This is a genomic window from Winogradskyella thalassocola, from assembly GCF_900099995.1.
GTDB classification, from domain to species: Bacteria; Bacteroidota; Bacteroidia; order Flavobacteriales; family Flavobacteriaceae; genus Winogradskyella; species Winogradskyella thalassocola.
Genome location: NZ_FNCZ01000001.1, coordinates 1651616 through 1673796, shown reverse-complemented (window position 1 = coordinate 1673796; position 22181 = coordinate 1651616). Strand labels below are relative to the sequence as shown.

Annotated in this window: 19 protein-coding genes; 1 reads left to right on the top strand and 18 read right to left on the bottom strand. The window is 29.8% G+C overall.

Translation table 11 applies throughout. The features are described 5' to 3' along the window. The first annotated feature begins 1 nt into the window (after position 1). Entirely contained in the window at positions 2–877 is an 876-nt protein-coding gene (locus BLT80_RS06885; RefSeq protein WP_092466820.1) for a YDG/SRA domain-containing protein, read from the top strand. Between the two features lie 557 nt (positions 878–1434). On the opposite strand, the gene BLT80_RS06880 is transcribed toward BLT80_RS06885, so the two are convergent. The 18 genes from BLT80_RS06880 to BLT80_RS06795 form a co-directional block, all read right to left on the bottom strand. Beyond that, a complete protein-coding gene (locus tag BLT80_RS06880) occupies positions 1435–1812 on the bottom strand; it encodes a DUF6979 family protein (RefSeq protein WP_092466819.1) in 378 nt (125 codons plus the stop codon). A 13-nt stretch (positions 1813–1825) separates the two neighbouring features. Then, a complete protein-coding gene (locus BLT80_RS06875) occupies positions 1826–2797 on the bottom strand; it encodes a hypothetical protein (protein WP_092466818.1) in 972 nt (323 codons plus the stop codon). Further along, entirely contained in the window at positions 2794–4791 is a 1998-nt protein-coding gene (locus tag BLT80_RS06870; RefSeq protein ID WP_175455554.1) for an AAA family ATPase, read from the bottom strand. The genes BLT80_RS06875 and BLT80_RS06870 overlap by 4 nt, the downstream gene beginning before the upstream one ends. Positions 4792–4795: 4 nt before the next feature. Beyond that, positions 4796–5011, bottom strand: coding sequence for a hypothetical protein (locus tag BLT80_RS06865; RefSeq protein ID WP_092466816.1), 216 nt, complete (start codon positions 5009–5011; stop codon positions 4796–4798). Beyond that, positions 5002–6399 (bottom strand): protein NO VEIN domain-containing protein, encoded by a 1398-nt coding sequence (locus tag BLT80_RS06860; protein ID WP_092466815.1) that lies wholly within the window; start codon positions 6397–6399, stop codon positions 5002–5004. Before BLT80_RS06860 ends, BLT80_RS06865 begins: the two co-directional genes overlap by 10 nt. Before the next feature lie 10 nt (positions 6400–6409). Further along, positions 6410–7099 carry a hypothetical protein gene (locus BLT80_RS06855; protein WP_092466814.1) on the bottom strand — a complete coding sequence of 230 codons (690 nt, stop codon included), beginning with the start codon at positions 7097–7099 and terminating at the stop codon, positions 6410–6412. Between the two features lie 12 nt (positions 7100–7111). Next, the gene (locus BLT80_RS06850) at positions 7112–8605 is read right to left on the bottom strand and encodes a DUF6339 family protein (protein ID WP_092466813.1); all 1494 of its coding nucleotides are present in this window, start codon (positions 8603–8605) and stop codon (positions 7112–7114) included. After that, positions 8598–9368, bottom strand: coding sequence for a hypothetical protein (locus BLT80_RS06845; protein ID WP_092466812.1), 771 nt, complete (start codon positions 9366–9368; stop codon positions 8598–8600). Before BLT80_RS06845 ends, BLT80_RS06850 begins: the two co-directional genes overlap by 8 nt. Positions 9369–9372: 4 nt before the next feature. Beyond that, positions 9373–11076, bottom strand: coding sequence for a hypothetical protein (locus tag BLT80_RS06840; protein ID WP_092466811.1), 1704 nt, complete (start codon positions 11074–11076; stop codon positions 9373–9375). A 40-nt stretch (positions 11077–11116) separates the two neighbouring features. Then, a complete protein-coding gene (locus BLT80_RS06835) occupies positions 11117–12349 on the bottom strand; it encodes a putative phage abortive infection protein (protein WP_092466810.1) in 1233 nt (410 codons plus the stop codon). A 1-nt stretch (position 12350) separates the two neighbouring features. After that, on the bottom strand, positions 12351–13562 hold the full coding sequence (locus BLT80_RS06830) for a GIY-YIG nuclease family protein (RefSeq protein WP_092466809.1): 1212 nt from the start codon (positions 13560–13562) through the stop codon (positions 12351–12353). Then, on the bottom strand, positions 13555–15495 hold the full coding sequence (locus BLT80_RS06825) for a DEAD/DEAH box helicase (protein ID WP_092466808.1): 1941 nt from the start codon (positions 15493–15495) through the stop codon (positions 13555–13557). Before BLT80_RS06825 ends, BLT80_RS06830 begins: the two co-directional genes overlap by 8 nt. Position 15496: 1 nt before the next feature. Next, on the bottom strand, positions 15497–16495 hold the full coding sequence (locus BLT80_RS06820; RefSeq protein ID WP_092466807.1) for a virulence RhuM family protein: 999 nt from the start codon (positions 16493–16495) through the stop codon (positions 15497–15499). Positions 16496–16548: 53 nt separating this feature from the next. Next, a complete protein-coding gene (locus BLT80_RS06815; RefSeq protein WP_092466806.1) occupies positions 16549–19254 on the bottom strand; it encodes a class I SAM-dependent DNA methyltransferase in 2706 nt (901 codons plus the stop codon). Positions 19255–19396: 142 nt separating this feature from the next. Then, complete coding sequence (locus tag BLT80_RS06810) at positions 19397–20245, bottom strand: DUF6371 domain-containing protein (RefSeq protein WP_092466903.1); 849 nt, start codon at positions 20243–20245, stop codon at positions 19397–19399. Positions 20246–20302: 57 nt separating this feature from the next. Continuing rightward, the gene (locus BLT80_RS06805) at positions 20303–20500 is read right to left on the bottom strand and encodes a hypothetical protein (protein ID WP_092466805.1); all 198 of its coding nucleotides are present in this window, start codon (positions 20498–20500) and stop codon (positions 20303–20305) included. A gap of 3 nt (positions 20501–20503) precedes the next feature. After that, positions 20504–21544: an AAA family ATPase gene (locus BLT80_RS06800; protein ID WP_245710135.1), complete on the bottom strand. Its 1041-nt coding sequence runs from the start codon at positions 21542–21544 to the stop codon at positions 20504–20506. Between the two features lie 2 nt (positions 21545–21546). Then, positions 21547–22044, bottom strand: coding sequence for a DUF6364 family protein (locus BLT80_RS06795; protein WP_092466804.1), 498 nt, complete (start codon positions 22042–22044; stop codon positions 21547–21549). Positions 22045–22181 lie beyond the last annotated feature (137 nt).

Genomic DNA, 22181 nt, shown 5'->3' with positions numbered 1-22181 from the left:
TATGTCGAGACCTATAATATTCGGAGAAATTAAAGGAATACAAGAAGGTGATTTTTTTGAAGGCAGAAAAGAGATGATGCCGACAAGTTTTCATCGAAAATGGGCCGCTGGTATCGATGGTAATGGAAAAGAAGGAACTGCAGCAATAGTGCTTTCCGGTGGTTATGAAGATGACAAAGATTTAGGAGATGAAATAATCTATACAGGGGCCGGAGGGAATGATCCAAATAGTAAACAGCAAATTGAAGACCAAACATGGAGTAATACGGGAAATGCCGGCTTACTGCGAAGCATGAATGAAGGTTTACCTGTGCGCGTAATTAGAGGCTCAAAACATAAATCAGAGTATTCCCCTAAAACTGGATATTTATATGCTGGTATATTTAGTGTTGTCGACTCTTGGCAAAAAGTAGGGAAAAGTGGTTTTAAAATCTGTCAGGTTCGTCTTGTATATAGTGGATTACATGAAAAACGAAAAGCTATTGAAGACATTGAACTTGATTATGAAAATAGAGAAAAGAAAAGAATTTCTAGTACCGTTTTAAGAATCTTTCGTGACACTAAACTAGCTCACGACATCAAAAAACTTTATAATTATGAATGCCAAGTTTGTGGCACTACAATAATTACTAAATCAGGAAGATATGCAGAGGGAGCACATATTAAGCCACTTGGAAAGCCCCATAATGGAAATGATAATACTGACAATCTCTTATGCTTGTGCCCTAATCATCATGTAATGTTAGACAAAGGGGTATTCTCAATTGAAAATGATAATAGCCTAATTGGTATTGATGGCATTTTAAAACTGCATGAAAAACATAAACTAGCTATTACAAATCTGGTATATCATAAAGAAAGTATTTATAAAAGTTAATAATCCAAAGCATTGCTAGGCCTCTAACATTATTGGAAATATCAATCCTTTATACCCATTCTTTAGGTCTTTCTGTAATTTTTGGATATGTATTTTCTGCTTTTACTAAAAACAACCTCTAGTCTTAACTGTGATTATATTAGGCTCAGAAATTTTTAATTCAAATATTCATTCAGTTCTGATGAATTATTTCCTGTTTCTATCAGTTTGATTTATTGATGTTTCTGAAACTGGTTTTAACCTACTAAATTGTTGTAATTTTTAACCCTAATTTATCTAACCCAGTAATAGGATAATGTGGTTTACCTAAATAAGGTGCTTTAACTTGATTGGTTTGTAGTAGAGTTATGCTCATAAGTTATTTAATCAATTTCAGTTGCCCAGCAATATCTCACGTATACTTTGCTATTGGTCTTTTCCTAAGTTTTTCTGGTTTTGTATAATTCCCAACCAACTGCCTTTCTATTATTATCGGATTGTGAAAAAATTTTAAATAGCTTTTTGTTTTATGATTTCTAATGTACTCATTAGTTCTTTTGTTAAAACTAAACATATTCTTACTTCACGATCAACCCCTCATTCCATAGAACCAAAACAACATCCATTTGAGAGTTAGTTTTTTTATCTCCTAGATTTAATTCTGCCCATAATTCTTTTGACGTAAACGTTTTTGTATCTGCCTGCTTTAATATTTTAATTGCATCAATAGCATATTTTTTATTCTTAACAGATTTTGTATACTTCCCTTTAGGTATTCCTTTTACCAAACCAGCTTCACACAAACCTAAAAATGTGGCTTTCGGACAACCTTTTTCTTGTGAACTTATTGAATCAAAAAATATCTCTTTTGCAGCTCTAGCGTAGATTTCTGTAATAGGGGAAGAATCTTTATAATTTTTTACTGCTTTTAAAACTGCTTGTCCGTATTTATTCATAACTAGTTTGTGTTTAAATAAGTTTTAGTTCAGTTAGTATGTCTTTCTTAAATTTACTAAAAGGTCTTTTATAAAAATCTTCTTCTTTAAATTCTGTCCCAAAGGCTAATCTGTATACACCATCATAAGATAAGTTTGCTTTTGGATAAGCATTAATCATATTAAGTATATAGCTTTTAGAATAAGCTTTTTTTATACTTATCAAATCCTGTAATTCTGAAATATGTGCATTAAACATAGTTTCAAGGTTCATATCTGAAAAGGTTTTAAAAGCTTTTGTATCTCCATATCTATGACTAATTTTGACATTGTATTTGTCTAATGATTTAAAATAGTCATAGGAAAAATTAAAACGGTCTGATACATCACTATCAACATAAGGGTGCAAATGTTTATCTAAATAAAATATTGTATCAGATTTTGCAGAACTATTACAAACACTACAGCTTGGAATTAAATTATAAAAAGATAAAGCTAATATTGGAAACTTACTTTTAGGAAACCAATGATCAAATTGAGGGCGCATTACTTTTTTCCCCTTTTCTGTTTTCATTGTATTAGTGTATATCCTATTACAATAAGTACAAGAAGGAATATTTAAATTCTCTGCAAGAGCGTAATCATAATGTTTTTTACTAGTTATAAACCAATTAGAATAATTAATTTTTTTTTCAACTCTTTTATGAAGTCTATAGTATTTCTTTTTTTTAGCAATTTCGATTGCTGTCCCTCCTATTTTCGGAGCATTTAAATAAATTAAATATTCATTATAGCTATAATGTCTTAATCCGTCATAAAAATTTTTATTTAAGAAAAATAATTCATCTGGGGTTCCATTTATCAAGCGATCAAGATTATTTTTAATAAATCGGTTTATATCTGTATTGGGTTTTAAATGATATCTTGAAATATACTCAGAAACAACTTTATTGTGCCGATTTTTAGCTTTAATAATATTTTGTTTACCATCATCTATATAAATCATTCCCTATAAGATTTAGGGGAAATATTGTATCCCAATTTATCAGCTAGTCTTTTAAGTTCTATTTCTGACTCCTTATTATTTTCACCATATACTTCTGAATACATTTCCATTAATTTGGTTTTTAGAATTGGTTCATCAATTAAAGAAATTAGTCTCTCGTGATAATATGAATTATCATTTCTGATATCAGCTTTTAAATTAGATAACTCTTCAATTTTAGCAACCTCTAGATTAAGGTAGTCACCTAATGGTCTATTCTTTTTTAATTCCTCAACTTCTAAATCCAATTTTTTGTAATTGAGCCATTGAATTGTTTCGTTAATTTTATCCTTCGCAAAATGACCGATTAAACCGTCTTCAATAAAAAAAGAATCAGCAAGTAAATCAGTTATGTTAGCCCCAAATGACCTTTTAGGGTTTACATCTTTATCAACTACTGTTTTTTTGTTATCCAGCTCTTCCAGGTAAACTATGTTATAATTGAGTATATCTGACAGTGTTAATGGATCATGAGTTGTGAAAATTATTTGAACCCGAAGATCAAGGCTTTTGAAAAATTCTTTTATAAAATTAATTGTTTCCTTTACAAACTTTTTTTTCCATTTTGGATGAAACCCTAAATCAGCTTCATCTAAAAATATTAGATAAAATTCAGCCTTACTTACAGTTGGAACATCAATCATATTAGTCTTAAAATAATCATATATTCTTGAGTAAAAATTTAGAAGTGCGTTCTCTCCTGAACTTAAACTCTTATCTGAAGGCTCAAAATTAATAATCCCTTCTATTCGATTTCTTTTTTCAAAAAGCACCTCTCCAGTTTTCTCTTCAACACCTAAATAGTATTTATCTATTTCATTTAAAAATTTATTATGAAATAGAATGATTTCTTGTGTTTTTTCTTTTTCAAGATAAATTGCCTTATCATTCCAATTAAAAAAATCGTTCTCTAAATCATCAATTATTTCAAACAAATAAATAATAAAAGTTTTTGTCTCCTCAATTGGCAGTAACTTTTGTTTAGTTGAATTTATATTGTAAAAGTGAATATCTAAAAACAAAAACAATGCTTCAGTTGAATTTAAACCTTTAAGCTTTTCAACAAACTCTTTTTGTTTTATACTTATATGCCCTTCAGTTAAATAATCATTTGTTTTTTCCATTTGCTTAATAAATAAGCAAAGAATATCCATAATAATATAATTCTTAAATAAATCTTTTTGAAAATTATCATTTACTCTTTTTTCATTTATTTCTTTCGCTTCATATTGTATATATTCAAACAAAGGTTGTAATACAAACTGTAAATCAAAAGGCGTATTATGAAATTGAATTTTATTAGTTTCACGATCTACTTCTATTTTATGTCTTGTGAAAGTAATTTTACTCCTGTTAAAAACTGGATAACTAAATGATTCAGCCAAAGACTTGCCATAGTCAGAATATTGAAACTCCAACTGGCGTAAAGCATTTTTCGTTTTAAGTCTTCTGGAAGGTATAACTGTGTTACTAGCTTGGAACAAAAAAGACATATCATCTAAATCTTCCTCTAAAATACTATCATAACTTAAATCAATACCCGGTAATGGTTCTTTAAAATCTAAAAAAGGTGAATAATAAATGGTCTCTGTTACAGCACTATATTGTCGTGTGTCAAATGAAATATTCGAAGGATGAATTGGGATTGTATTATGAATTAAAGCATAATCATCATACTCCATAACAATAATGAAATCTGAACTACCACTTTTACCATGAATAATATCTAAAATAGTTTTCAATAAAGTGGTTTTACCCGCACCATTTTCACCCACTATAGCAGAAACTAATTCAACTGTATCTTCGGCATAAAAGTTAGGAATGTATTTTTCATTTAGAGTCCTTTTCATATTAAAAGGGTCTCTAAAATCATAAATATATTTACCTCCAAAATTTATTGTTTGCGGTTCCTCAAACAAAAAATGATTTTCTATATGTAAAGCTGCTATAAACATATTTTTAATTATATTTTTCACTTTCCTCAGCAACCATACCCAACTCTTGCTGTGCCTCTCCAACAGTAACCTTCCCATTCATTAACATAGGTAAAAACCAATCGCGAAGCTCTGAGAGTTTTTGACTTTGCTTAGTTGTTTCACTTATTCTTTTTGCTGTTATTAAATAAATGGAATCGCATTTTATATTATCCTGGTAATTACCTAAAATTAAATCCATGTTATCTTTGAATTATTAATTGTAAACACAACTCTATTAGCTTTATAAGCTTTGTTTTGTTTGGTACATGGAATTAGTTGACAAGATTCCATATCTTTTAGTAAATCCATAAAACGCACATATTGCGGAATAGAATCTACATTTTTCACAAAACACAACCTATATTTTCCTTTGTTCTCTAAATAGAAATCCCACTCATTTTTGGTCAATTGAAATTCATTTAAATCAGAAGCTGATCCTTTGCACTCATAATAAAATGTGTCTTTATCATTTTCCACTAAAAAATCATAAGGCTTACCTTGCTCTCCATTTTCGTTTAACCAAGTCACTTTAATAGAATCACGCTTAAAAAGCTCTTGCAATTTTTCATATAAATACTCTTCAGCTGAACGACCAATGCGTTCATTATGTATTTTGTTTTCTACTACTACAACATCATCCTCAATTTGATCATTGGAGTGTAAAAGGCTCAAAATATTGTTTAATTGACCAGAAATATATTCTAAAGATGTTGTGTTTTTATGCACTTGCTTTTCTAAAACAGTTGAGTCAGTTTCTGCGACTGCTGCTTTTTCTTCTGCTAGTACCTTTTTGTCTTCAACAATTTTTTCTCTGCCTTCTATTTTAGGTTTTTCAATTATGCTGATTGCTGCAATAGATTGGGTTTCTTTTATATTATCATCTAAAGCCTTAGCTACTATTGTGGTATTTAATTTAGACAACAGCACATTTAATGCATCCTTATCATAATTTAAAGCCTTTAAATTGGTATAAATACCACCTGTTTTTTCTGCTAAATTTTTAGATTTCTTTAAAGCCACATCGTCTTGAGCTATACCGATAAAATGAATTGTACAGTCCTTCTTTTTCTCTTTTATTAGGCTTAAAATTTCTTCGTCAAAATTTTCTTTATCATTAGCATCACCATCACTTAAAATCAAAATATTCAGTTTATTAACTGGTTTATGTATAGTTACAGATAAAGCCCACCATAGTGGTGTACCTCCAATTTCAGGGTTTTTAATTGAATTAATTGCAGTAATAATTGATTCTTTATTGTAACCATCTTTGTAAACTGGGTGTAACTTGTGTGGCATAGGATAATACCATACATATTCTTTAACACCTTCTTTATTTACTTCCCATTTATAACTTTTTTTTCTATTTCCCTTTGCGTCGAAATTATAGCTATTTCGGAATGAAGAAATTTCTAATATTTCAACAAAAGACAAATTATTGAGAAGCGATTCAATTAATATTTTTTTTACTAAATCTGTACGTGTGCTTTTTTGATCTGGCAATAAATATTCATCTTCATGTTCTTTGCTTCCTTTCATAAAACCCATACTACCAGAAGCATCAATAAGTATTTCAAAATGTGTTTCCATAGTTTTGGTATTAATTACGCTTAGACTTGTCTCTTATCGCTTGTTGTAATTCCAAACAAAACGATCTAAAATTTGGAATTAAATCCTTTAAAAACTCATGATTCAAAAGAAATTCATTGTCCTCTGCCAAACTTAAGTTCTTATTATTATCAATGTATCGCGTTACATATTTATTACCTTCTTCAAGGTATCCGAAATTATGAGTAATATTATTTCTTATAGATTGCAAACACATTAAGTCGCTCCACTGCTTTTCTAAAATTTCATTTGATTCTAGATTTGCTTCATTAGTTAAATAATATTTAATGCTTAATAGTAAACTTGGTTTTACTTTTTTAAATGGTTTGTTTAATTCAAATAAGGTATTTACTCTATCACATAGATTTTTTAGTATTTTTTCAAACATACTCATAATTAATACCAAAGTTGAGTGCCTATTCATATTAGGAAAAACATTAATCATAATATCTTCTGCATTAAACGTATCACCATCAATTAGTCTAAAATGAGTAGAAATACTCGCACCGTGTTCATATTCTTCTATTTCTACCTGTTTATATTTGTGATATTCAGTAATAGCAAAGCTATTTGATATTTCACACTGCTCTATAAAAGCTTCTATTAAATCAATACCAGCCGCAACATTTTGATCATACCAATTATAAGTTCCACCAACTATAAATTCTCTTTCCTCTGACATACTAATTCACTATTAAAAAAGATTATACTCAACATTGTCACTATAATCATTAATTATTGCAAACTCTTTTTTGTAAGTAGAATTATCAAAAGACTTACCCGTAGCATTAAATGACTTAAAAATAAGTCTAGTAAGTTTAGTTTCTAATTCTATAGGTAACATTAAGTATTCTAAAGTGTCATATTCATCACTCATTGTTTTATAACCTTGAAGCCCAACATTGCCATTATTACTTTTTAATTGATCTGTAAGAAATGCCTTAAAGTATTTAGAACCATTACTATGGTAAATAATACCAATTATAGCTTTCTCCTCAGTTAATAAAATTCGATTTATAGTATTACCTCCATAAATGCCATTTTGGTAAAGTTTACGTTTCTTTTTAAATAATTCTGAAACCTTTATTCTATTGATATAGCCTGATTCATTATAACAAATAAGTAAGTAACCGTTTTTACAACTTTTACCGATTCCCATTTGATAATCAAAACCTTTAACAGCATTGCCTGTTAAATTATATTCTCCATTAGTTCTTAAATTAAAATATTTTAAAGCTTTTTCTTTTGTCTGTTTTTTATTTTCAGCCCTACCCTTAATTCGGTTTTTAGGCTCTTTTTGTGGATCTTTTGTAATACTCTCTTCGCCTGCAAAGAAACCTTCTTGTTTCTTTTTTATTTCTTCTATACGTTTTCTTGATACTTTTTTACCTAATTGAACTTTTCTTGCTCTTTGAAAAACAGTGTCTTTATATGCTTCCAATTTTTCAAACACTTCATCCTTTTCTAAATAACTCAATACTGTTAAACCGCCTATTTGGTTTAAAGTTTTTATCATTTGCTGTGCAATTGCTTCTGAACCAATTCTTCTACCATCTAGTTCTGCATCTTTATATTTATGGTAAAAATCTAAAGCCGCTTGCAGTACTTTTCTATCTCTGATCAACTGATATGACCCAATGTTTTTATCCCTTAAGTTTCTTTCTGAAAGAAAAATTTTGCTGTAGTAATATTTATCAGCAAGGGTTTCATCTACTGTTAATTGAATTGCCCACCATAAACCTGCAATTGGCGACTTCATTAAGCTATTCTGAGATGGCTCAAGGGACAAGAAAAACCTTTCTATATCATTTTTCAAACCCTGATCATCTTCAGTCTCATCATCATCCAATTTCTGAATCCAACGCTCTTTTATGTAGCTAAAAAAAGAATCGAGATTAAGGTATAACCAATACAAATTATTAGATGCTTGATTTGAATTTATGGGAAGTGCTTCATATAAAATTTTTGCTAACGAAAATTCATCTTTAGGATTGTTTTTATATGACCTATAAAATTGATCTACTGCTTCCTCATTTAAAACAGGATAACTAGAATCATCTTCTAAGTCTACTAAACTAAAATCGAAGGTCTCGTTTTTATATTTAGCTAAAAAGTCATCTAGCGCTTCGTAGTTCTTAAATTCATCTCTTAATAATGAAAGACTTTCTGTTGTAAATATCTTACTCATCTTGGTTTTGTTTTTCTTCAGCTATTAAATAATCTATTAACTTAATACTTGGCTTTTCTAACAAATCTTGTACAAATCGTAAATGATCCGTTTCCTGAGGGTAATCCTCATCACTACCTGAAAATTTTCTCCATCGATTCAACAACTCCTTGTACCATATTAAATTATCTCTTTTTGAGTTTTCCTTTAACTCCTTGCAAGCTTCTAGCAAAGCAATTTGTGCAAATTGAGAGGTAAGTACCTTTTTAATTAATAATGAGTTTTGTTTCTTTAACAAAAACTCATATTGCTTCTTCGGAATTTTTATTTTTATTGTGTGGTCTGAAGTTGATATAAATAATTCATTACTCTCCGAAGTTTCAAATGAAATCAATCCTGTACTCCTATTATCAATATCTTTTTTAAAAGAGCCAAAATGTGCAATTGGCATCCCTTTTTGCAAAATTTGTGAATCCCATTCAAATTCTTTGTTAGAAACTAATAACACATCAACTGTAAAATTTAAGCTTACTTTATCTCTTGGGATAGTAATAATGAGTTTTAAATCGTCACTTGTTGTAAATACTTTTCTATACATTGTTGCTGAACAGTTGATTTCAGCAATAAGATCAATATTATAATTTACATCAGTAAATTTATCATCCATAATATAGTAATCTGGCAAAGTCACTTCGTACTTAAAGTAATCTGTCTCATGAGGTAAATCAACAAGGTTAATCGTAGTTACATCTACATCATATGGGAAATTTGTAGTTTGCTTCATAAGCTTATTTGTTTAAAGTTGTAATTGAAGGAGCGACTAAGTAAGGGCAATCTAATTCAATAGTATTCACAATGTTTTCTCCTTTCTTTACATCTAATTCTAAAGTATTACCTTCAATACGACCATTGGAAGCATTGGTAATATTAATAACATCCTTACTTGAATCAGTTCCAATACTAATTTTAAATCTTTGATTATTTGCTGCTTTTTTTGAATTGAATATAAGCCGATAAACATATTTACCATTACTATAAATTGCCTTAAAAGAATGCTTTCCAATTAAACGATCTTTTGTGTCTTCTGAAGGTTCTGGCTTTATTCTATCACCATCCTTCTTTTGCTTACTAACAATATTTCCTCCAGAAAAACTAAAAAGATTATCTAGCGCATCGATATTAAAAGAGCTTTGATTCCCTAAACCAGAATACAGTATATATTTTTCTCTAATGAACTCTTTAATCTCACCTAAAGTTATTTTTGCCTGTTCTGTGACGCTGTGATTTAAGTTAGGGTTCCATGTATCGTGTGCATCGTTTTCTATGTTTTTTAAAAATGCATTTCCCTCTGTATTATCACATAGAAAAATACCTGCAAAACCAGCATCTAGATCATTTTCTTTAAAAATCAACATTTTTGTTTGCCTAAATCTTGCAACTGCTCCTAAATTGTACGCTTCATTTTTATGTAACCATAATTTACAATTACCAATATTGGCAATGTGTTTTGTATAAGTTGTTCCATTTTTATAAACTTCAAAAAATGATCTTGGGTTTTGTTTATGACCTGATTTATAATCTCTATAATCTCTAAAATAAAAATTAATATAACCTTCAATCCTCTCTGCATTTATAGTTTCATCCTCTACTCTTACAATTAATTGTTCTTCTGCAATAGCAAACCAATAATTTCGTAAAACCTCACGAATTACTTCTCCTCTAAAATCTGCAATATCCCAAAACCCTATGACAAAAACTGATGTCCCTTTTTTATCTCGTTGAAATAGTGATGGAATTTCTGAGTTTTGTTTTACAGAAAGATCTCCATAAAACCCTTTGTAATTATATTGAGTGCCAACATCAAAAGGACTAACGTGATTTGAAAGTTTTGCTGCACCACGATATCTGTTACCTTCGTCATTTCTTGTAGAAACGAGCATGGTACGCAAATATGAACTGGCATAGTAGGCTGCTTTACCTACTCCTTTACTACCTTGAGAACCTGATGTGGCTTTTGTAGATTTAAAGATACCTTGTGTTAAACTTTGAAAGGGTTTTTCACCCATACCTGTTGTATTGTAGTCGGAAATCTCTAAATAGGAATATGAATCTTGAGAAAAAGCTTCTATATGACGTTGTATTTCTTTGTTTTCCGCTTCATCATTTTCTGTATTTACACAAGATTTTATGTGACCTTCTATAGCACTAAAATTTGGCAACTCTGATTTTTTAATAGTACCTGTTTTAATAACAACTTCTACCTGTGTTTGCCCATTGTTTATATCCAATGCATCACAAGAGTTCTGAATAGCCTCTCTCACTATAGATTTAGCAGGATTTACACCAAATTTTTCAATGTCATTGTCTTTAAAACCAACAATATCATTAAGCTCTGTATGTTCTGCAAATTGCCATTTTATACTCATATCTGTTTTCTTCTTATTAAAGATTTCACCAACTATAAATTCTATATAGCTAGACTTATTAAACATCTATTTTGTCTCAAAAACTTCTATTACTTTATCTCTTTTATCAATCGTAATCTCCCCACTCAAAAAGAGTGTCTTTTCTGCTTACCTCATTTCCTTTTATATAAGCTTCAAAGTGTTTTCTTGGACTTTCAGGGATAGTAATTCTATCCACTGGAATATTATGAATCATTCTATAAGTAGTAAGATAATTAGTGTTACGTGGTTTTATACTATTCCAATCTTTACCAAAACCAATTCGATAATTTAGATACAATAGATGTTGTTCTGAATTAGAAAGTTGAGCTCGTAAAATTTTCAAATAATTTCTAGCAATGAAATAGTCTTTCGTTCCATATTCACCGTTATGTTTAGCTGTTATCATTTTTACTATTGCATAAAGATTTCTATAGTAATGAGATAGTCTAGATTCATGTCCTTCAAAAGGATAAAAACTAAATTGATGTCCACTTTGCCTATTTACTGCTCCCAATTTGTGCCTTTCGTAAAACTTCTTTTGAATTCTTAGTAGATGAAAAATTGTCTCGGCTTCTATCATTTGGAAATATGATCTAATAGAAGCTTGTTCCGAACCCAATCCAAAAAAGAATATTCTATAAGCATAATTTAACAAATGCTCATATATATTAGGATAATTAGAAACATCCTTTCCTAAATATTTATTTGATTCCTCTATTACAACTTGAATTATTGCTTCCAATTCGCCAACCATTCCATGAAATAACTTCCTACCCTCAACGGATCTAAAAATCTCAGAAGAGTGAAGAGTTTTTGCTGATTCAATTTTTTCATTAGTCTCAATTTTAAAATCTTCAGAGGTAATATGATCAAAAAATGTCACTTTCATTTCAGTAATATTCTCTTTATGAAGATCTAACATTTTATAAAATTGAGATTCGAATTGCTGAATTTGAAACTGTTTTTGAACTTGTGTATTAGCCTTGTACTGAACATAAAAAGCCAAGGATGCCGCTATTATTCCAATAAATGCCACTACAGGATTTAAAATCCCGCCTATTAAATCACCATAAGCACCTATATTACTATAATCAGTCTTAATTCTATCCGCATTGTTTAAAAGAAAATCTGTCTTATACAATGCAAACACTAATAATATAGAACAAATTGAAGTCAGGAATAATGAAAAAATTATAATCTTAGAATTGTTTTTAAACAACTTAAAACCATAAGTATTGTATTTATCAAAAACGAGAAAAACTGAAACAAAGAATGATACGATTGCTAAGACTATAAAAACTGAAATAAATAAAACCATATTATTTTTCTAAAAGCGAATGATTAATAGCGTCATATTTATACTTCACAATATCTCCTGACAATATTAATGTAACTACTTTATCAATAATTAGTCTTGGAGCAACAAACCATTCTCTTGGTGTTATTCTTTTTCCTTTATCATCAAAAACATCAACATTTAAACATACATCTGCAAAAAAGCGATGTAGTAAATGTTCAAACTTTTGCGAATCTATATTATAACAAGCGTACTTATCTAGCAAATGAACATCTGCATACAAATAAGTAGATTCTTTAGAAGCATTTTTAATACGTTCATTTACATCTATAGATGAAAATCCAATTTTATATAAATCATTAATTGATGCTATATCTGGATTTGTAGACTTTGATCTTAACACATATATCCACCCTGTTTTAACGTCTTCCTCATTTAGTGAATTTACACTATTAAATAATTCTTTATTAATTTCTTCTTCAGTATGTGAAACAATTTTACCATCGTTATCCTTATGCAAAAGCGCCTTATCTAAAGAACGGTACTTCATATTACTTATAGTGCCATTCTCAAAAATAATACGTGTACGTCCATCTTCTCGAAGCCTATTTCCTGATGGAAGTGAAACATTTTTAGTTTCAATATCTACGCTTTCCAAAAACAATAGCACACCATTCAAAATGTAATAAGAACCTGCTCTTAAATTCTTTTTTGCATTCTCATAAGTGAATAACTTTCTATTTCCTTCTCGTAATTCCTTATGTATAGCCTTAAACTTGGATTCATAAGATAAAAACTCCTTATCCTTCATCGCTTTTCTCTGTGCTGTAAAATCAGTTTCTGCTCTTTCAGATGCGCTCTTTACATTCTTCAACTTAAATATAGACAAGGTTTCATCTGTATCTAATATACCTAAATCATCATCATTTAATATATCTTCTACTGATTTTACTTCTTCTTTGGTATTTAAAAGATTATGTGAATCATAAGGTTTTAAAACCTCTACTTTTTTAGCATCTTTTCTTAATGCTTTTAATCTTGATAGTAGTTTAAACTCAGTAACATTAGTTGCTTCTGGTTCACGATTATTCTTTTCAAAAAAGGCATTAATATCTTGGAACGATTCAATTAAGCGTTCATCTTCAGTTTTTACATTAGAGTTTTTAGGTTTAGAATCTAAAATACCAAACTCATCATCATTAAATATATCTGCTAATGTTTTCTTTTTACTCATTTGCTTGGGCTTTACGCTTTTGCTCTTTTAAAAATATTATTGCTTCTGCTAAACGTCTTTCTTGTGGGTCGAAAGATTGAATACTTGGTTGCTCTCCTGTTTTTGCAATCCAGTTTTTTATTTTAGGCCACAATATAATAGCTTCTTCATCTGTCATTGTTATTCTTGTAGCATCAATAGTTTCTTGAATTGCTTTAAATACTGATGCTGTTACAGATTTAGATAATATCTCAAATGCTTTTTGAAATGGATTGATTGTATCTATCAAATCAATATTAATATCATCAATATTTACAAAACTATCTGCCATACGAATAAAACGTTTATCTCCTACTTCTTCAATAGTACCGTTTTTTATTACAGAATCTACTACTACGTGTTGACGAACAGCTTCTACTTCTTCATCTGATAAATCAGGATAGGTTTCTTTAATAATTTTAGGTATCAATACTTTATTAATAACTTCAGGATCTACATTACCAGGCATTGCTTTTAGCATTGTATCATCTTGCATTATTTTTGCTTTTAAGTCATTAATATCACTATCAATAATATCTTTTGCTCTTTGTGAACTTGGTAACTTAAAGCCATTTATTTTTATAGTATCATCGTCATCTTCTGAATCATCATCATCATCTTCGTCTGGAAATTTTGGTTTAAATTTAAAATTAGGTGCTAAGACCTGTTCCATTAATAATGATGCTGTTATAGCTTTTAGCATATTGTTTACCGATAGTTTTACTAAATCATCTTCTGCATCTGGTTGTGCAATTAAATTAGTAAACTGAGAATGCGATTTATTATCACTATCTCTTGTTGCTCTACCTATAATTTGAATAATTTCTGTTAATGACCCTCTATAACCAACCGTTAAAGCGTGTTCACAATATGGCCAATCAAACCCTTCTTTTGCCATACCTAATGCTATGATAATATCTATATCATCTACACTTTTTACATTACGTAAATACTCTTGTATTTTATCTCTATCCTTTTGATTATCGTGAACTAAATCTGCAATCTTCAATGTTTTACCTGTAGCCTTACTTATCACATATAGAACACCTGTATCTGGGTCTTGATAGTCTAACTCACCTATGCCATCAACAATTCTATTTACTTCCTCATATTTATCTTTTTCAGACTCTCCAGAATTTACACTTGGTATATGAATTATTGTCTTTTTAGTTTCATCTAATATCTCGTGAATAGCAGAAGTATATTTCCCTTGATAGAAGTGATAGCCAATACCTAATGATTTTAAATAATTATAGCCATTTAGTTGCTGGTAATAATCATATTTTACCTTTGTAAACTTTGCTTCATCTTCTGGTAATAAAATAGGTACGGAATCTCCTCTAAAGAAAGAACCTGTCATTGCTACTACGTGAGCAGAAGATTTTTTCATTACACTACTTAACACTAAGCCTAACTTATTATCTCCATCTACTGATACGTGATGAAATTCATCTATAGCTAACAAACAATCATCTAATTGTTTTTCGTCTATTGCATCGAATGCAAAACGTAAAGTAGCGTGTGTACAGATTAGTATTTTTTCATCACTTTCTAAAAAATTTAGAAATGCAGTTACTTTACTTTTTTCTACACCAGGCGTACATAAATTATATCTTGGATTAGGTTCCCAATCTGCAAAAAAACCATACTTCTTTAATTCTGTTTTAGCAAACGAACTACCAATAGACCTTTCTGGAACTGCTACAATTACTTTTTTAATATCTTGATTTATTAATTTATCTAAACCAATAAACATTAAGGCACGCGATTTACCTGAGGCTGGCGGTGCTTTAATTAATAAATATTGAGCAGTACGAGCCTCAAATGCTTTTTGTTGCATTTCTCTCATACCATATTCGTTGGTACTTTTACTTTTTCCTGTTTGTTGGTATTTTACGTGTACTATATCTGGCATTTTATTTTTTCTTTTTTAGTAGCTTTTCTATTTCTTCTAACTCAATAGCATCTTCATTTTTGGCTTCTTCCAATTTTCTATTTGCATCGAATTGTGCGTATATTTTTCTAACTTTTTCATCCATCTGTTTGTTAGACATACTTCCTAATCCTTTTAAAATTGCTTTATCATTAAACTCTAAAACTCTATCTACATTTTCTTTCCAAAAGCGCATTGTAATATCTATACGGTTTTTAACTCGTAATTCTGCGGTTTCTAAAAAGATAACTACCAACCGGTTTAAAGAGTCTAATTCATCTTCATTTAAGTAGTTTTTTGCAACAAATATATCTTGTTTTCTTACTTGACTACCTTTCCAAGTAGTTAATGCCATATTTGGGTCTTTAGCATTTGCTCTTGCTACAATTAATTCTGCTGCTGTTTTATTTGTTACTGCATACAATAATTTATTTTGTGTTTCGGCAAAAAACATTTGTGTTGCTTTATCGGTTGGGTCATAATCACTACTTAAAGCAAATAAATCTCTTACCTTTTGATAAAAACGTTTTTCTGATGCTCTTACCTCTCTAATACGAGCTAATAATTCATCAAAATAATCTGGTCTACCATCAGGGTTTTTAAGACGTTCATCGTCCATAACAAACCCTTTTATCATATATTCTTTAAGGTTTTGGTTTGCCCAAATTCTAAATTGTGTACCTCTTTTACTACGTACTCTAAAGCCTATTGCCAAAATCATATCTAAAGCATAGAACGTAACGTTATATTCTTTACCATCTGAGGCAGTTGTTAAGTAATCCTTAATAACTGAATTTGATTGTAACTCTTTTTCTTTCAGCACGTTAGATATATGCATACTGATGTTTGGTATAGAGGTGTCAAAAAGTGCTGCAAGCTGACTTTGGTTCATCCAAACATTACCATCTTTGGTATATAAACTTACCGATGCTTTGCCATCTGCGGTGTTATAAATAATTATGTTTTGTTTGTTGTTTTCCATTACAATATAAAATTTCTGTAAATTATAAGATTGCTTCGTGCCTCGCAATGACGTTACGCTTTCTTTTTACGTGTTCTTTTAGGTTTTTCTAACAAGGTGTTTTTATTTATCATCTTTTCATATTCTTTAAAAAGATATTCTAAACGCTCTGTATCACTCTCAAATGGCTTTAAACGATAACAACGCTCAATAGCTAAATCTAATTGATGATGCGCTTCTTTTAAACCTTTAGGCATTTTATTAGGGTCGTATAATTGAGCTAAGGTTTTACCTGAATGTTTTTCTCGTTCTTCTAATACTTCAAAAACGTGTAGATTAATTTGTTCTTTTTGTTTTTGAGATATTTCAGGAAATGGAAAAGTATTATAACATAAAGCTGATGAATATCTTATGCTTGTGCCTAAATAACCTCCTGTTTTTTTCACCCACGTCATATGCATTAAAGACAAAATGATACCTAAAACATATGGTTCTGGGTCATAAATTGCTTGTGCGGAATCGGAAACTATATAGCTTGAATCTAAAAACCCAAAAGGAATATATTTTCTTCTCTCTGAAGAAACTCTTGGCAAGATAATTAAGCTTTCTTTTGCTTGGTGAGTGTATCTGAATTGATGTGGCCTTTTAACTAAACCCCTTGCAACCTCACCACCACCTTCTCTAAAAGTCTTTGTCCGATTAATTCGGTCTTCGATAAACTTTATTTGTTTAGCTTCACTAACATCTTCATCATTAATCCATAAACACCATCTTTGCTTACCATTAAGAAAATCTTGAGAGCCTCTTAATTTTTTTATATATTTTTTTGATTTTTCATTTATAGAAAGTAAAGTGTCTTTCTCAGCTTTATTTAATATCAAATTACCACCATCATAAGGACTATTACCAGTTAAAATAGTTGGTAGTTTAGATATAGGTTTTAAACTTTGAAAGACAATAGTATTTGTGCCCTCCATCAAATAAGGACTGATATTTTGGACTATTTTTTTTCGGTTTTCATCTATTAAAGTTTTAAGCTTATTTGAAGAATGTCTAACACAAATTATTGATACAACAACTCCTGCGTTATTTTTAGCATTATTACTCCATTTAAAAGATGTATATGCAAAACCTATTTCTTGTTCTAATCTTAAAATATGTGGCCATAATTGTTGGACTTGTGATCCTTGACAAATAGAACTTGTAGTTACAAAACAATAAGAACTATTATCATTTATGTAGCTTGATGCCTTAATAAACCAACAAGCTATATAGTCTAATTCACCAATTTTTTTTGCATTGCTAAATGCAATTTTCATATCTTGTTTTTGTTCTTTTGACTGAGCTTTACCACCTAAATAAGGCGGATTCCCTAAAATATAAATTTCATCAGTTGAGTTTTTAGGACAGGTGTCTTCCCAATTTAAACGTGTTGCATTTCCTTGTGTAATATTACCAGCTTCTTTTAGCGGTAAAATATCTTCTGCTTTACCATAATCTTGTAACTCGCTAACAAACTCTTTATTCATTTGGTGTTCTGCCAACCATAAAGATAAAATTGCCATTTCGTGTGCAAAATCATCTAATTCTATACCATAAAATTGAGAAAGTTTAATTTTAGTATATACATCTGGAAAACCTAAATTCAGTTGATGGTTAACTTCGTAAATTCTTGCTAAAATCTTTATTTCTAATCGCCTTAATTGTTTGTAAGCAATAATTAAAAAATTACCACTACCACAAGCAGGATCAAACACTTTAATTTTTGCAATTCTGTTAATGAGTTTATTTAGTTTTTTTACATCATTAAAATGCTTTTCAAATTCTTCGTTTAATTCATTTAAAAATAAAGGTTCAATCACCTTCATAATATTAGGTACAGAAGTATAATGCATTCCTAAACCACTACGATATGCAGGATTTACTACTGCCTGTATCATAGAACCAAAAATATCTGGATTGATTTCGCTCCAATCTAAATCGCCACACTCAATAATTATTTTTCGTGCTTCTTTAGTAAACTTTGGTGATACTATTGTATTTCTAAATAAACCACCATTGACATAAGGAAACTCTTTAAAATGAGCTGCTTCTTTACTGTTAACTTTTGTATTAAGGACTTTAAAAAGCCTATCTAAAAATGTATGTGCATCACTTCCATCTTTTTGAGTATGTTGCTCTAATGTATCTGTAAACATTCCCTCAATTGGAAAAATATCTGTGTCTTCTGCAAAAAAGCAAAATAGTAAACGAGATAGAAAAATATTTAAGTTATGACCACCATCATCGTATATGTTTGGGTTTTCTGTAACTAATATATCATAGAGCTTCGCCATTTTATATGATGCTTTTCTATCTGCATAATTCTCATTTTTTTGAGCATACTTCTCTTGACCTGCCCAAGGTAAAAAGAAACCAAAATGTTTATGAATTTCAAGAATAGGTGTATCTAACGCTAAGCCTGTTCTTATATCTTTTGCTAATAATGTTTTATAATCTGTTACAATTACAAATCTTGGATTGTGTTTTAATGAATCTGTATCTTTTGTTAATTCGTCAATAGTATTTAATAAAGTACCAGATTCAACCTCTTTAAATAGCATTTTACTTTTGTAAAGTACTTCTCCATTAACTTTAGATAAATTAAAATCGCCTTTCTTTAAACGTGTTATAGATGTTTTAGAAATACCGTAAGCTTTCAGTAAGTCGAATACAAATTCGTCTTTATTGAAGTTTTCAACTAATGCTATTACGTTTTTTTCTATTTGAGATGCGTTCATAATCTAATTTATAGATCTAAATAAGTTTAAAATAAAATAGTACACAGGGGATATTTCTAAGGGATTTTAAAGATATGAAAAACCTATAAATTGTATTACGGTTTTCCATATTTAAAAACAAATAGATAAATTACTTACTACATTAAATCATAACATCAGCAAGATCAGCGCCTTCACAAGCTTTAAAATCCTCTAAAAAATCACTACAAATTATAGTGTATCCCATTTTTTGAAAAGCTTCCACTTTTATATTCCAGCTTTTGTATTCCGACTTATCAGGATAAACTATTATTTTATAATCCTTTAATGGTTTTAACACTGATAATTTCAAATTCGTTTTCGATCCCGTAGCTAACCACAAATAACTAGGGTAAAATAAGCTCATAATTATAGCCGTTTTTTCAGACTCAACTATGCATATAGTATCTCCTTTCTTGTAATCGCATAAATTATGTATTCCAAACAAACATTGTTGTAATACAAAATCATCTATCTGTAATACCTTATGCATCCAGTTGATAAATACGCGTGGTTTCTTAACTCTTTTACCGTTTTTACCGTTATATAACATCACTTTTCCTGCACATACATTCATTTGATGGTCCACTTGCCAAAATATGGTTGCTCCTTTCCAATACGTCGTCGTGCCAATAAAATATTCCCTTATTACCCCTTCGATATCTGTAGTACAGAAATATTGTCTTAAGTATTGCACAAAATTATTGTTACTATAATTACGTCCATAACTGCCAATAACAGTATCGTCATGGCAAGATGGCTCTTCTATTTTCTGTAATACACTAGATGTAATTGGTATATTACCACTAGGACTTTTGTGATATGCACACTTAGACTCTCTATCACATCGTCCTAAAGTAGATTCTAAATATCTGCTTGTTTCTACTTCAATGTAACACACTAAGGTTTTCTTACCACAAGATGGGCAACTAAACTTCTTACTAGTTCTGTCTAAAGTGTATTTATAAGTCATTTTAAACTGAACTCGTACCATTCGTACCTAAATTATGGTACGAATGGTACGAGTTTCTTATTGCGTTTTTATTTTATTGAAATGATTCTTTAGTAAAAAACGAATACCGTCATTAACTGTAAATTCAGGAAGTGGCTTTCTTTTTTTCTTAATTTTAGTTTTAGGTCTAACACTAATGTCGAGCATATTATATAACCTGATAAGCTCTTCCTCTGGAAGTGCTTTAGCTATATTATATACATCATTAGCGTTCATTGATTAAAGATTCAATGCTTTTTTTCTTTTTCTTACTGCTCCTTCTGTAATACCTAATACTTTACCAATTTCAACATTAGACTTATTTTGAGCTATTAAATTCATCATGTCTGCATCTCGCTGATCCAAGTCGTTAGATTTGAAATTCTGTAAATGCTCTGATTCAGCTCCAAACTCAAGAAACTCAAACTGTAAAAAATTATAATCTTGTCCAATAGTACATGTAATAACATTTTCTGCATGATACATGTGTTCTGTATTACGTTGCTTAATTTGCTTTATATACCTTAAATTATGATCTTTCGCACTCCTACCAATGGCAAAAGAACTATCGCAAAAATTCATAAGCATTTTGCTACCTGAAACATCGTTATTAGTAATTGGTTTAGAGTCGTAGCGTTTTGGAGTATGACATAAAACCAGAATAGAAATGCTATTATTTTTTGTTAGTTTATTCAAAAACTTCATTAGACCAAGCGCGTCCTTAGCTTTTTCATTATCACTATTGAGATAAGTGAGATTATCTACTATAATTACCTCGATATTATAATCTTCAATATATTGCGATAAACTCTGACACAAATATTCTTCAATTGTCTTTACAGTCTTAGGAAGTTCTAAATCTCTATTAAGCTCAGCTCTGTAAAAATTATGATGAAACTTATAGTGATTATTGTAATTATCTGAACAACGTTTTTCAAGTTGCTTGTCAGACAACTCAAAATCCAAATAGAGCACCTTCTTTGGTTCTGACTCATACTTAAACCCCTGAATTGCAATACCTTTGCTAATACTATCCGCAATTTGAACTGCAAGAACCGATTTACCAAGATTGGTATCAGCAAAAAGTATACACAATTCATTCTCATACCAAAATTCACTAAATAACATATTTGGAATTGGACGGTTTTTCGCTTCATCAATCCACTTGTTTGCTGTTTTTATGATTAAGCAATTATCTTTATGCTCTAGAGCATCTAATGAAGCTTGATTCTTATTTAAATCTGCTCTAAATTCATTATGAAGTTCATTATTAACCATCATAATTAATATTTTTTAGACCATATTTCATTCATCAGCAGGTTGTAGTTAAATGACAACTGATGATTCTTTAAAGGGAAGTAGAATTGCTTTCTTTCATATTCAGATTCAACTAAAAAACGGTTGATATCATTTAGTACCTTCATAAACTCCAACTTTAATTCTTGACTAAAACCACTTTCGTTGATTGCAAGTTCGACTCTCCGTTTTATTGACTGAATGGCTTCTTCACTATTTGTTTCTATAGGAAACATATATCGGCAAAAGAGCCAAGTTAATAAATACGTAAAATCATAAGAATTTTCATATTCATTTAGTGCATCTATAACCTCTAGTTGTGGTATGACAAAATATTCATCTTCTATATGATTAGGAATTAAACCAACATGATTTCTCAATATATCTCTAATATATTCTGACAACTGTTTACCTTCCTGAGAAGCATATTCATCTAAGGCCTCTTTAGTGTATTCGTCTATTCTTAAATTAATTTTAGTGTTCATATAACTACACACGTTTTAAACATTTATTAAACTACTAGAAAGTCTTGAGAGACTAAGAAGCAGGTAATACAATGATTGTAATACGAGTGTAAAATTAAAGTGGATTTAGGAAATATGAACAAGGGATTGGAACGTCA